The sequence below is a fragment of the Actinomadura sp. NBRC 104412 genome (assembly GCF_030269515.1).
GTDB lineage: Bacteria > Actinomycetota > Actinomycetes > Streptosporangiales > Streptosporangiaceae > Spirillospora.
This window is the reverse complement of record NZ_BSTM01000001.1, coordinates 33,619-45,957: the sequence shown is the minus strand read 5'-3', so window position 1 is coordinate 45,957 and position 12,339 is coordinate 33,619. Positions and strand designations below refer to the sequence as shown.

Annotated in this window: 12 protein-coding genes; 8 read left to right on the top strand and 4 right to left on the bottom strand. The window is 70.7% G+C overall.

Features of this window, described 5'->3' with window-relative positions; translation table 11 throughout:
- The first annotated feature begins 19 nt into the window (after window positions 1-19).
- Together QSK21_RS00205 and QSK21_RS00200 are read left to right on the top strand one after the other, a co-directional pair.
- Window positions 20-985, top strand: a complete 966-nt coding sequence (locus tag QSK21_RS00205; RefSeq protein ID WP_285692545.1) for a zinc-binding dehydrogenase — start codon at window positions 20-22, stop codon at window positions 983-985.
- A 41-nt stretch (window positions 986-1,026) separates the two neighbouring features.
- A complete protein-coding gene (locus QSK21_RS00200) occupies window positions 1,027-1,935 on the top strand; it encodes an LLM class flavin-dependent oxidoreductase (protein WP_285692544.1) in 909 nt (302 codons plus the stop codon).
- A gap of 7 nt (window positions 1,936-1,942) precedes the next feature.
- Here the strand turns inward: QSK21_RS00200 and QSK21_RS00195 are convergent, their stop codons facing one another.
- Complete coding sequence (locus QSK21_RS00195; protein ID WP_285692543.1) at window positions 1,943-3,583, bottom strand: coiled-coil domain-containing protein; 1,641 nt, start codon at window positions 3,581-3,583, stop codon at window positions 1,943-1,945.
- 333 nt (window positions 3,584-3,916) lie between these two features.
- Here QSK21_RS00195 and QSK21_RS00190 point away from each other — a divergent pair, with 333 nt between their 5' ends.
- Window positions 3,917-4,072, top strand: coding sequence for a hypothetical protein (locus QSK21_RS00190; protein ID WP_285692542.1), 156 nt, complete (start codon window positions 3,917-3,919; stop codon window positions 4,070-4,072).
- 83 nt (window positions 4,073-4,155) lie between these two features.
- Complete coding sequence (locus QSK21_RS00185; RefSeq protein ID WP_285692541.1) at window positions 4,156-5,667, top strand: ADP-ribosylation family protein; 1,512 nt, start codon at window positions 4,156-4,158, stop codon at window positions 5,665-5,667.
- A gap of 13 nt (window positions 5,668-5,680) precedes the next feature.
- On the opposite strand, the gene QSK21_RS00180 is transcribed toward QSK21_RS00185, so the two are convergent.
- On the bottom strand, window positions 5,681-6,112 hold the full coding sequence (locus tag QSK21_RS00180) for a pyridoxamine 5'-phosphate oxidase family protein (protein WP_285692539.1): 432 nt from the start codon (window positions 6,110-6,112) through the stop codon (window positions 5,681-5,683).
- Window positions 6,113-6,256: 144 nt separating this feature from the next.
- A complete protein-coding gene (locus tag QSK21_RS00175; protein ID WP_285692537.1) occupies window positions 6,257-6,934 on the bottom strand; it encodes a response regulator transcription factor in 678 nt (225 codons plus the stop codon).
- Window positions 6,935-7,262: 328 nt separating this feature from the next.
- On the opposite strand from QSK21_RS00175, the gene QSK21_RS00170 reads away from it, so the two are divergent.
- Both QSK21_RS00170 and QSK21_RS00165 read left to right on the top strand, forming a co-directional pair.
- Window positions 7,263-8,261 carry a baeRF2 domain-containing protein gene (locus tag QSK21_RS00170; RefSeq protein ID WP_285692534.1) on the top strand — a complete coding sequence of 333 codons (999 nt, stop codon included), beginning with the start codon at window positions 7,263-7,265 and terminating at the stop codon, window positions 8,259-8,261.
- A 177-nt stretch (window positions 8,262-8,438) separates the two neighbouring features.
- On the top strand, window positions 8,439-9,296 hold the full coding sequence (locus QSK21_RS00165; protein ID WP_285692532.1) for a universal stress protein: 858 nt from the start codon (window positions 8,439-8,441) through the stop codon (window positions 9,294-9,296).
- A 164-nt stretch (window positions 9,297-9,460) separates the two neighbouring features.
- On the opposite strand, the gene QSK21_RS00160 is transcribed toward QSK21_RS00165, so the two are convergent.
- Window positions 9,461-10,072, bottom strand: coding sequence for an Rv1733c family protein (locus QSK21_RS00160; protein ID WP_285692531.1), 612 nt, complete (start codon window positions 10,070-10,072; stop codon window positions 9,461-9,463).
- Window positions 10,073-10,288: 216 nt separating this feature from the next.
- Between QSK21_RS00160 and QSK21_RS00155 the strand changes: the two genes are divergently transcribed.
- The gene (locus tag QSK21_RS00155) at window positions 10,289-10,855 is read left to right on the top strand and encodes a hypothetical protein (RefSeq protein WP_285692529.1); all 567 of its coding nucleotides are present in this window, start codon (window positions 10,289-10,291) and stop codon (window positions 10,853-10,855) included.
- 95 nt (window positions 10,856-10,950) lie between these two features.
- Window positions 10,951-12,339, top strand: coding sequence for a cytochrome ubiquinol oxidase subunit I (locus QSK21_RS00150; protein WP_285692527.1), 1,389 nt, complete (start codon window positions 10,951-10,953; stop codon window positions 12,337-12,339).

The following is a 12,339-nucleotide window of genomic DNA, read 5'->3' as shown; positions in this document are numbered from 1 at the left end:
GGTGGTTCGGGGAGGCGTGATGCGCGGGGTGTGGCTACGCGAGTTCGGCGGTCCCGAGGTGCTCAGGCCGGGCGACGTGCCCGAGCCCTCACCTCGGGCGGGCGAGGTCGTGATCGGTGTGGAGGCGATCGGCATCCCGTTCATCGAGACACAGGTGCGATCCGGATCGGCGCCCGTGCCGCTCCCCGAGCTGCCGGTCGTCCCCGGCAACGGTGTCGGCGGCACCGTCGTCGCCCTCGGACCCGGCGGCGATCCGGCGCTGCTCGGGACGCGTGTGGTGGCGAGCACCGGCGGATCGGGCGGGTACGCCGAACGCGTGGCCGTCGCCGAGGACGCGCTGATCCCCGTCCCGGCGGAGCTGGAGACCGCGCAGGCGGTGGCGTTGCTGGCGGACGGCCGGACCGCGATGGCGCTCATCCGCGCCGCCGCGCCGCAGGCCGGTGAGCGGGTGCTGGTGCAGGCGGCGGGTGGCGGAGTGGGCGGTCTCCTCGTCCAGCTCGCCGCGTCCGCGGGCGCCGAGGTGGTGGCGCTGGCCGGCTCGCGGCGCAAACTCGACCTCGCCACCGAACTGGGCGCCGCCGTCGCCGTGAACTATCGCGAACCGGACTGGGCGGACCGCGTCCGGAAGATCGCCGACGGAGGCGTCCACATCGTCTTCGACGGTGTCGGAGGCGAGATCGGCCGGGCGTCGTTCGACCTGCTCGCCCCGCGCGGGCGGTTCGTGATGTTCGGCGCGGCGAGCGGCGCCCCCACCGACGCCTCCGTGCGGGAGGTGTTCGAGCGTGCCGTCGCGCTCGTCACCGGCGCCCAGCTGTTCACCTCCCCGGCGGACGTACGGGCGATGGCCACCGCGGCCCTGGCGGAGGCCGCCGCCGGACGGCTGCGGCCGATCATCGGCCAGACCTTCCCGCTGGAGCGTGCCGCCGACGCGCACCGGGCGATCGAGTCCCGCGACACGGTCGGCAAGACCCTTCTCATCCCCTGACCGCGGCCACGACCAGGCCGCGCCCGTATAGAGGAGCAACCATGGCATTGCGGATCGGCGTGGGACTGCCCACCACACGGGTCGGCGCGGAAGGCGGCCGGGACGTGCGCGCGGCGGCCCGGCATGCCGAGGACCTGGGCCTTGAGTCGGTGTGGGCGGCCGACCATCTGATCCCCGCCGTCCCCATCGTCGACAGCACCGTGGCGCTCGCCGCCGCCGCGGGCGCGACCGAGCGCGTCCGGCTGGGTTTCAGCGTGATGATCCTCGCGCTGCGTCCACTGGCATGGGCGGCCAAGCAGATCGGCGCGCTGCAACACGTCTCCGGTGACCGCGTCCTGCTCGGGGTGGGCGTCAGCGGCCCGCCGCACGGCACCGCCGCCTGGGACGCGGTCGGCGTCCCCTACACCGACCGCGGAGCCCGCACGGACGCCGCGCTGGCCGGCCTGCCCGATCTGCTCGCCGGGCGGCCCACCGCGCTCGACTCCGAGGCGGGACGCCCCAAAGTGACCCTCGCCCCCGCCGCGTCCATGCCCCCGGTGCTCATCGGCGGCAACGGCGCCGTCGCCCTCCGCCGTGCCGCACGGTTCGGGGACGGCTGGTTCCCATCGGCGATCACACCGGCGGACCTCACCGCCGGGCTCGCCGAGCTGAGGTCGCGCGCCGCGGGGCTCGGACGTCCGGCACCGTCCGTGACCGTCGGTGTCCCGACCTCCTTCCACGCGGACGGCACGGCGCGGCGAGCCCTTGTCGAGGGCCTGGCCCAGGGGTACGGGATCCCGGCCGAGCAGGCCGCGACCATACCCGTCACCGGGGATCCGGACGAGGCGGCCGAATCCTTGACCGCATACGCGAAGGCGGGAGCCGACCGCGTCGTCCTCATGGCGTCGGGCCCCGACTGGAGACGGCACTACGAGCTGGCCGCCGCCACCTCCGAGATCCTCCGGCGCTGACGCGGTCTCATCGACGGAAGGGCGCGGGCATGGTCACCTTCGGGTTCTTCCAGCGGAACACCACGGCGCAGGGCTGCCGATCGGCCCGCCAGGCCGAGACGGCGACCAGCGCGTTCTTGGGGATGCGCTGGTCGAGCCGGTACTGGGTCCGTTGATCGCCGACCTCTCCGGACAGGATCAACCGGCTGCCGCTGTGGATGGTCCACTTCACGCGGGCGCCGCTACAGGTGCTGGGGAGGCGCTCCACGGCGCCCCGGAGGTACAGAGGCGAGTGCGCCATCGTGCCGAACACAGTGCTGATCTTCGCGCCGCCGTTCAGTGACCAGTCGTAGGCGTCGAGCTTGGTCGTGGTCGCACAGAGCATGTAGGTGCAGTTGGTGGCCTCCTCGTGTGACCTGGTCCGCGGCCTGTCACCACTCTGATACCTGGGGTCCGTCGAGGTGTCTGTGAAGTACGCGAGGATGACGCCCAGAACGGCGACCGCCAGGACGAGCCCGAGAACGGCGGCACCGTACCCGGCCATCGTGCGCGCAACCCGGCCGATGCGTGACGGCACGGCCCGGCGTGCGCCGCCGGACGGCACCGCTCCTTGCGCTCCCTCGGCGCTGGTTTGGGCGTCCTGCTCCCCTCCTGCGGCCATGCTGGTGGGTTCGGCCGTGGTGGGAACCCCCGGATCGAGTCCGGCATTGTCTGCGGACAAATCGGGGTCGCTGTGGGCGGGGAGCGTTGCCTGGGTGGCCCCGGGTGTGATCGCTCCGGAGTTGTCCTGGACTTGTCCGCGGACAATTCGGGGGCGCTCTGACCTGGCGGGATCAGGCTCAGGGGGAGCGATGCCCAACTGGCGCCGCAGCTCCTCGACGGCCCGGCCGGTCTCGTCCAGGCTTGCGGTGCTGTACGCCAGCAGCGTGTCGTACTCCGCCAGCTCCTCCGGTGTGGGTTCGAGGACCGTGCCCGTCTCGTCGTCCGCGGCATCCGGCGGGGTCGCGGCCTCCTGTGCCAGTGCGAGGCGGTAGCGCTCGACCCTTTGCAGCGTCTCCAGCCGGAGCGCTTCGGCCTCCTGTTGCCGCTGGTGGGCCTCCGCCAAGTGCTGCTCGGCGATTTGAAGGCGCTGTTCGAACTGCTGTCGTTGCTCGCTCAGGTCACGACGCGTCCGGCGCTGCGCCTTCTCCAAGTCGTCGCAGCGCAGTTGGAGCTTGCTCACGAGGATGGCCAGGCCGCTGGCCAGTTTGGTCATCTTCAACAGTTGCTGCTGGGCCTCGATCATGCCGTGCTGGGACTGTTCCAGCCGCCGCCGCAACTCCCGTTCCGGCAGGCTCATCTCATGCGGCGCCGGCTTCCCGGCGGCGGCCCGCTCGGCCTTGTCCAGCAGTTCCAGCCCCCTCTTCAGGCGTTCCTGCCGAAGACGGGGCTCGGGCACCACCTTGGCCACCAACTGTTCCAGCAAGTAGGGAGGGATCAGCTCCGAGCCGTTGAGGAATTTCGCCCACGTGGTCTTGGAATATCGACCGATCACATCCGCGATCCGCCGGACCGACCAGTCCTTGGTCAGTTCCTGGAGGAACTCCACCAGCGCGGCGGCTTCATCGGTCTCGACCCGTATCGTCGGCGGCCGTCCCCGCCGCCTCGGCTGGCCCTCCTCCTCCGGCACGGCGCACCTCCCCTCGCCCCATGCCAGGATTGTCCCGCAATTCGCCTTCGGCCGGAAAAGGCAAGGCGTGGCGATCGATCGCGCCGGTCCGTTCCCGCATTTGTCCGGCTTCGACCTGCGAAAACACCCCGCGCCTAGTGTGGACAACTCGGCGAGAGTGCACCGTTGATCCCACCGTGCCCCCTGTACCGCAACGACAAGGAGGTGAGCACGATGGGCCGCCACTGATCATTCCCGATACGGGAAGGATGGCTCCCCCTGCGGCCACAGGGAGAGCCATCCGGCAGGACCTCAACTCGTGACCATGCACAGGATCAGATCGGAGGATCCGCCATGAGAAGGCTACGCCCCACCACCATCCGGCGTATCGCGGCCGTGGTCGGTGGCACTGTAGTCGGCATCCTGACGGCTGCCATCCCCGTACTGGGCGAACCCATCCCGGCGGGCGTCACCACCCTTATCGCCCTGTACACCATCACCGGCAACTAACCCGAAGCCGCGCCGCCCAGCCCGCCCAAGCCTCAAGGGCCGGGCGGCGCGGTTACAAGATCGACGCCAGTAGGCTCGCCCGCGTGGCGCTACCCGAATGGCTGAACGGCAAATCGGACGAAGAAGTGATCGCGGCTCTCAGGGCGGAGGTCGTTGATGACCACACCAGGTTGGCCCGCATAGAGAAGCTGACGTTCTTCCACGAACTGGTCGATGAGCCGGAAGAGGACCTGGCCGGGGAGTGGGACGCGTACTGCCGCCACGCCTCACGTGTGGACGAGCGGGTGAGGCGGCTCCGGTCGGCCGCCTTGGAGCGATTCGACCGGGAGGTCGTTGCCTTACCTCCGGCCTCCGCCGCCGCCGTGGTGTACGGCGATGACGACTTCTGGTTTCCGGGCTTCGTGGCCGAGCGGCGCCACAACGAACGTCACCCCACCGACGAGTCGACGCCCGAGAAGCGGCTCTTGCAGGTCATCTTCGGGGAGATGCGGGCCGACCGGAGTGAACTGGCCGGCGAGCGGCGGCGCGCCGCTCGCCGCGCGGCCGAAGACCGGGACTACGCCGTCTGGCGGTCGGCCCATCGGCCGCCGGATGCGGCCGCCCGGCGGGCCGCCGAGTCCCGGGTGGCCCGGGACCGGGCCGCGATCGAACGGCGGTTCGCCGACGACTGGGGCATCGAACTCCCTGACTCGATCTTCCGGTATTGGCTGTTTCTGTTGTCCCTCGGGCCGGTCGAGCGGGATGCGCTCCACGACACGGAACTCGAACCGTTCGGGATCATGGATGTGTTCGAGGATCCCGCGCGCCCGCCACGCGAGGGCCTGGACGTCCGGGTGCATGGTCGCTACTACCGGGATCCGCCCGAGTTCTTGACCTTCATGCACGGCGGCACCGACGGGCTGCACTTCGGGCTGTGGTACGACGACGGCCGCACCTGCACCGGCGTCGCGTCCTACTACAACAACGACGGCGGCGGGGTCGGCCTGCCGTCCGGCACCCCGCTGGAGGCGGTACGCGCAAGGATCGAATGGCGTCAGGCTCACCTCGACGACGAGGCCGGCGAGGAACTGATCAGCGCGGACCTGGCGGAGGAGCGCTTCAGGCTGCGGGCGCTGCGCGAGGTCCTGATGACCGTCGAGACCGGTGACCGAGCCGAGCAGGGCACGGCCTACCACGAGAGGTACCGACACGAGGCCGGGGTGCTTGAGGACGGCGACCCGCGCCGATTCGAGACCCTGGACGGCGGCGGGGCGCTGGTCGACGGCGAGCCGGTCGTACCGCGTGATGGGCAACGCCCCTATGACCGCTACGACTGGTGCACCAACCTGCACAAACAGTTGACCGGCGAACCTGGCACGGTCGCCGCGTGGGTCACCGAGGCCCTACGGCGCTGCGCCGCCGGCGACCCGGCCGGCGCCCTCACTCTCGGGCGCGACCTGCACTGGGCCAGCGGGGGAGACGCCGAACGGGAACGCCAGGCGCACGAGCTGCTCGTTGCGGCCTACCGAGCCCTCGGCCGCCACACCCTCGCCGAGATCGCTCACGCCCACCACCAACACCGCGACCTCCCCCGAGTGGACGTACTCCGTACCTGAACGGTCCGAATCTTCACCGGCCGGCCTGGATAGGAGTCCGGGTGGGGGTGCGGCGGCCGGTGATGAGTTGTGGGCGGATGCGGATGTAGTGGCGGCGTTCGCAGGGTGCCCAGGGACGCAGGGGGAGGGCGCGCAGGGCGGTCAGCTCGGCGGGGTCGGTGACGGCGCGGGCCTTTCCGATCACCACGACGGACCAGCCGGTGTGGGAGGTGGCGTCGAAGTCGTCGATCTCGAAGGCGACGACGGTGTCCCGGGTGGCGTGGGCCAGCCGGGACGTGGGGGAGGTACGGATGATCACGTCCCCGTCGGCGACGATGTAGTTGACCGGCTGGACGGCGGGCAGGGCGCGGTCGGTGAAGACGATGCGTCCCAGAGGCGTCTTGGCGAGCAGGACCCGGCATGTCTCGAAGTCGAGGATCTCCAGCCCGCCGTCGTCGAGTTCCATGGGGTTCAGGGTGCCCGTTGTGGGGGCCGTCACATCAGGGACGAAGGTCCTGCTTTCGAGGACGCGATGTCCGCGTGACCGGCGCTCCTTCGAGCCGGGCGAACGTCGTGCAGGTGCCGGGCCCTGGGCCGGCGGTTGCGAGTGTCAGTCGTTGTTGCGGCTTTTGGCGTCTTCGGCCTTGAGCTGGGCGGCGTAGGCGGCGGCCTGGGTACGGCGGTGCATGCCGAGCTTGGCGAACAGGTTGGAGACGTAGTTCTTGACGGTCTTCTCGGCCAGGAACATGCGTTCGCCGATCTGCCGGTTGGTCAGTCCTTCGCCGATCAGTTCCAGGATCTGGCGTTCCTGCCCGGTCAGGGCTTGGAGCGGGTCTTTGCGTTCCTGGCGTTCGCGGAGCCGTTCCAGCATGCGGGCGGTGGAGCGGGGGTCGAGGAGAGACTGGCCGGAGGCGACGGTGCGGACCGCGCCGACCAGGTCGGAGCCGTGGATCTGCTTGAGGACGTATCCGGCGGCACCGGCCATGACGGCGTCGAACAGGGCGTTCTCGTCGTCGAAGGAGGTCAGCATGAGGCAGGCGACCTCGGGCATGGCCGAGCGGATCTCGCGGCACACGCTGACGCCGTCGCCGTCGGGCAGCCGTACGTCCAGCACGGCCACATCGGGACGGGCGGCCGGGATCCGGGCCAGGGCCTCGGCGGCGGTGCCGGCCTCCCCGACGATCTCGATGTCGTCTTCGGCGGACAGCAGGGCGGCCACGCCCCGGCGGACGACCTCGTGGTCGTCCATCAGGAACACCCGGATGGTGGTCGCGTCGTGGGCGCTCATGGCACCGTTCCCCTCGCCTCTAACGGTGGTGGTCGTCCTCAGTAAGGACGCTACCGGGCCGTGTGGGCCTGAAAGAGGGCCGCAGGCCACGTGTTGCGTGGGACCAAGGTCCCAAGCGTGGGAGATAGTGGGCGATAGGAGGCCGCGGGGTGCGGATGCCCCCCGGAAGGGTGGACTTTCGGCTCTGCTCGGGCCGCTGGTGCGGTCGAAGTCTGGTCTTATGGAGGTGCGAGCGGATTCCGATGTCCTGGCCTTGCGCCGGTTGATGTCAGGCGGGCCGGTGGTGTCGGCCTATTTCCCGATTTCGGGGCGGCCGGACGATGCCGACGTGGCGGTCCGGTGGCGTGCGGTTCTGCGCGAGCTGGCCGGGCTCGGCGTCGGTGCCCGGGTACGGGAGTCGCTGACACGGCGGGTGCTGGGCATGCCACCCGGCCCGGCGGTGCTGGCGGCGTTCATCGTGGACGGGGAGGACGAGCCCACGGTGTTCCAGATGCCCGGAGCGTGCCGAACCGAAATGGTGGTCCGTGCCGCGCTGCCCCGCATCCTTCCCGTGCTCGCCTGGTTGCAGCACCAGCCGCCGTACGTACTGGCTGTGGTCGGTCGCGACGGAGCCGACATCGAGATCCATCCCGGCGGCACCGCCCCCATGGTCGTGCGTACCGTGACGGCCCCGGTCGGCGACGGCGCCACGCGCACGCGGGATCGGCGCGGGCGCCACCGGCACCCTGGGCAGGATGGGTGGGAACGCACCGGATCGTGTGTCGCGGACGTCCTCAAGGATCAGCTCGTCGGCGGGCGGACACGGCTGTTGCTGCTGGCCGGGGATCCGCGCGCGCTGCACGCCGTGGACCAGGGCCTGCCGGGCAGCATGCGCCACCAGGTCAGCGTCCGGTACGTCCCCGGCGGCCGTGGCCAGGACGGCACCTGGCACCGTGGCGGGTTGAATGTGCAGCAGCAGCTACGGGCCTGGGTGGACGAGCAGAACCGGCGCGTCCTGCGCAGGATCGGCGAGGGCCGCGACGCCAACGGCTGGGTGGCGGAGGGCGCGTCCGCGACGCTGGAGGCGCTGGCACACGGGCGGGTCCGCGTTCTGGTGGTCGTGAACGATGCCGAGGATCGCCGTACCGCCTGGTTCGTCCCGGGCGGCGCCGAGGCGTCGATGACCTTGCCGGCCACGGGGAGCGCCGGACTTCACAGACGCGCCGCCCTGGCCGATGTCGCGGTACGCGCCGCCATCCTCACCGGCGCCGAGATCAGGATCGTTGAGCCCGACACCGTGGACGCTCCCGCGGAGGGCATCGGCGCCTTGTGCCGTTTCGGTGGCTGACCGGGCCTCGGGCCGGGAAAGGACCGTGGTCCCTGGCCATGCCCTGCTCTCGCGTTCCGCTGCCCGTACGGGACCTTGGCCCCTACAACGCACCACGCCGCCACAACGACTCTGAAAGGAGAAAGGCCGGATCGCGACCCCCGATCCGGCGGTTCTTCTCCCTTGGAGGAGCTGAGGATGATGTCCGATCCCATCGTCGTGGGCGCCGATGCCTCCGCGGGCGCGGACCGTGCCGTCCTGTGGGCGGCCGAGGAGGCGGCGGCGCGTGGCCGCAGGTTGCACATCGTGCACTCGATCGACAAGAGCCTGTACGAGCTGCCGCTGTTCGCCCCCAGGCGGGCGGCCGACACCGTTGCCGCCGCCGGGGAGGAGATCTTGGACGCGGCCCGGCGGCGGGCCTGTGCGCACCGTCCCGGGATCGAGGTGAGCACCGAGCTGGTGGCCGAGCACCCGGCCACGGCCCTGCGCGGCCAGTCCCGGCATGCCTTCGAGCTGGTGGTGGGGCATCGCGGCCTGAGTGGGTTCGCCGGCCTGATGCTGGGCTCGATCGGGTTGCGCATGGCCTCGCACGCGCTGGGCCCGGTGGTGATCGTGCGGGGTGAGGCCACGTCGCCGCACGGTGAGATCGTCGTCGGTCTGGACCTGGTCGCCGATCCCGCCGTGCCGCTGAAGTACGCCTTCGAGGCCGCCGCCGTACGCGAGGCCCGGGTCCGGGTGCTGCACGCCTGGCGGCCGGTGGGCGATCTGGCCGACATCCGTGACCCGGTGGAGGTCAAGGCCGCGGAGGAGAAGATGCGCTGGCAGATCATCGAAGCGCACGCGCGCTGGCGCAAGGCTCATCCGAGTGTCGAGGTGACCGAAGAGGTGCTGGGTGCGCACCCGGTGGCCGCGCTGACCGACGCGTCCCGCACCGCCGATCTGGTCGTCGTGGGGGCGCACGACCACAACTGGCTCGACCTTCCCAGGCTCGGCTCGGTCAGCCACGGCGTGATCCACCACTCCCACTGCCCGGCCGCCATCGCGCGAAGCCGGTAAGGGGCGGCACACAGCCCCGTCGGGGGATTCCACCTCTGCCGACGGGGCACGCGTCCCTTCCTGTCACCTGCGGGTGGGGGTCTTCTTGGCCCCTGCGTCCTTGCCGACGTCGATACCGGGCAGCCGATACCGGGCAGCACGGCGCGCGGTCGTCGACGATTCGGTCACGAGCGCCTGAATCGGTGGTCGAGGCGTGCCCAGGCCGCGTCCCAGCCGCGGTAGCGGCGGCGGTCGTTCAGGCGTCGTACGAGCGTGTAGGTCAGCGCGAGCGGGAGGGCCACGCCCAGCGCCGCGGCGAGCCCGGCGGCCCAGGCGTCGAAGACGCTTTGGGACCGCCATCGGGGCCGGACGGTGGGCTTGCCCGAGTCGGTGACCCACATCCGCTGGGTTTCGCCTGTGTCGGGTGTGCCGCGCCAGACGGCGGCGGTGCCGGTGTGCCGGCTGCCGTCGGGTTCGGTCCAGGTCACCCAGACGCCGGGCTGGGCGCCCGGTGTGCGTGTGCCGACCTCGACGACGGTGGCGGTCACCAGATGGCGGGTCGCCTTCTCGTGCCGTTCGACCCGGATCCCGCGATCGTAGGCGGCCTGACCGGCGGCCGACCCGGCGACCGGGGCGGCGGCCAGGAAACACAGGACGAGGCCGCAGGCGATGCGGGTCTGTGCGCGGTCGATGTCGCGGCGCAGGTCGTTGCGATCGAATCCGCACCGCCGCCGCAGCCGGTTCACGCGCGTACACAACGCGCCGATGCCCGAGCCTCGCATCACGACCTCCAGCACGAAACTCCTTCGCGTCTGGCGACGCTAATCCGCCGGTCGGCCGGCTTCGGAGGGGCAAAAGTCTCATGCGGCACGGCATATGGCCCCGATGGGACGTGGAAATGAGGGACCAAGGTCCTTTCGCTTGTGTGCCGTTCGTTTCTGGGACGGGCGTGGCCGCCGCGGTTGAGTAACAGCCGTAAAAGGAAACGAGGCCAGGCGAGAAAGAAGACGATCATGGCTGTCTCGACCGGCAAGACCCGCGAAGGCTTCACCGTCCGCGTGCTGCACGCCGCCGCACCCGCACCCCTCACCGAGACCCCCGCCGCCCGGTACGTGTGGGCGATCACCCGCCTGGCCCTGGGCTGGGTGTTCGCCTGGGCGTTCCTGGACAAGACGTTCGGGCTGGGCCACGAGACCCCCGCCGCCCGCGCCTGGATCGACGGCGGCAGCCCCACCACCGGATTCCTGAAGAACAGCCCCGAGGGCCCGTTCGCCGGCCTCTACAACGACCTGGCCGGGCAGACCTGGGCCGACTGGCTGTTCATGATCGGCCTGGCCGGTATCGGCATCGCGCTCATCCTGGGCATCGCCATGCGCATCGCGGCCGGTGCCGGCGCGCTGCTGCTGGTGCTGATGTGGACCGCCGTCCTGCCCCCGGAGAACAACCCGTTCATGGACGACCACCTCATCTATGCCATGGTCCTGATCGGCCTGGCGCTCGTCAGCGCCGGAACCACCCTGGGACTCGGCAAGTGGTGGAACGGCACCGCCCTGGTCCGCCGCTTCCCCGTCCTCAAGTGACCCACCGACCCCCGATCCCCACAAGGGGCGCCCCGGCAAGGGGCGCCCCTTGGAACGACTTTGGCGTGCCTACGTGAACCATCCCGAGGAGAGATGTGAACGCCCTGGATCTGTCCCGCTGGCAGTTCGGGATCACGACCGTGTACCACTTCATCTTCGTCCCGCTGACCATCGGGCTTTCGGTGCTGGTCGCGGGCATGCAGACCGCCTGGCATCGGACAAGGAACCCGCTCTATCTGCGCATGACGAAGTTCTTCGGGAAGCTCTTTCTGATCAACTTCGCCATGGGCGTGGTCACGGGGATCGTCCAGGAGTTCCAGTTCGGAATGAACTGGTCGGACTACTCGCGGTTCGTCGGTGACGTGTTCGGTGCGCCGCTGGCCATGGAGGGGCTGCTGGCGTTCTTCCTGGAGTCCACGTTCCTCGGGTTGTGGATCTTCGGGTGGGGACGGCTGTCGCCGCGGCTGCATCTGGCCACGATCTGGCTGGCCGCGTTCGGCACGATCATGTCGGCGTACTTCATCCTGGCCGCCAACTCCTGGATGCAGCATCCGGTCGGGTACCGGCTCGATCCGGAGACCGGCCGCGCCGAGCTCACCAGCATCTGGGCGGTCCTGACCAACCCCACGACCCTGGTGACGTTCCCGCATGTGATCTTCGGGGCGTTCCTGACCGGCGGGATGTTCGTGGCCGGCGTCGGCGCGTGGCATCTCGCGCGGGGCCGTGACGTGCCGCTGTTCCGGCGGGCGATGCGCGCCGGACTGGTGTTCTCGCTGGTCGCCGCGCTCGGCGTCACCGTGTCGGGGGACGTTCAGGCGCGCGTGATGACCGAGCAGCAGCCGATGAAGATGGCCGCGGCCGAGGCGCTGTACGAGACCACCTCGCACGCCTCGTTCTCGCTGTTCACCATCGGGTCGCTCGACGGCGGCGAGGAGCTGTGGAGCCTGCGCGTGCCGCACGTGCTGTCGTTCATGGCCACCGGCGCGCCGGACGGCACCGTCGAGGGCGTCAACGACGTGCAGCGCGCCTACGAGGAACGCTACGGCCCCGGCAGTTACACGCCGGTCATCCCGATCACCTACTGGACCTTCCGGCTGATGATCGGCATGGGCCTGCTGGCCGGTCTGCTGGCCGCGGCCGGGCTGTGGCTGACGCGGCGCGGGCGGCTGCCGGGCGGCCCGTGGTTCCACCGCGCGGCGCTGGCGGGGGTCGCGCTGCCGTTCCTGGCCAACACCATGGGCTGGATCTTCACCGAAATGGGACGCCAGCCCTGGGTGGTCATGGGGCTGATGCGGACCCGCGACGGTGTCTCGCCCGACGTCGGCACCGCCGAGGTGGTCACCTCGCTGACCGTGTTCACCGTTCTGTACGCGGCGCTGGCGGTCGTCGCCGGGGCGCTGATGGCCCGGTACGCGCGGCAGGGCCCGCCGCCGCAGGACCAGACGCCCGGCGCCGACGAGCCCATGCCCGTTTTCTCGTACTGA

Coding starts and splice junctions, on each gene's coding strand:
- QSK21_RS00175 (WP_285692537.1), bottom strand. CDS start 6,934: ATGAGCGCCCACGACGCGACCACCATCCGGGTGTTCCTGATGGACGAC.
- QSK21_RS00155 (WP_285692529.1), top strand. CDS start 10,289: ATGGCTGTCTCGACCGGCAAGACCCGCGAAGGCTTCACCGTCCGCGTG.
- QSK21_RS00165 (WP_285692532.1), top strand. CDS start 8,439: ATGATGTCCGATCCCATCGTCGTGGGCGCCGATGCCTCCGCGGGCGCG.
- QSK21_RS00200 (WP_285692544.1), top strand. CDS start 1,027: ATGGCATTGCGGATCGGCGTGGGACTGCCCACCACACGGGTCGGCGCG.
- QSK21_RS00190 (WP_285692542.1), top strand. CDS start 3,917: ATGAGAAGGCTACGCCCCACCACCATCCGGCGTATCGCGGCCGTGGTC.
- QSK21_RS00180 (WP_285692539.1), bottom strand. CDS start 6,112: ATGGAACTCGACGACGGCGGGCTGGAGATCCTCGACTTCGAGACATGC.
- QSK21_RS00205 (WP_285692545.1), top strand. CDS start 20: ATGCGCGGGGTGTGGCTACGCGAGTTCGGCGGTCCCGAGGTGCTCAGG.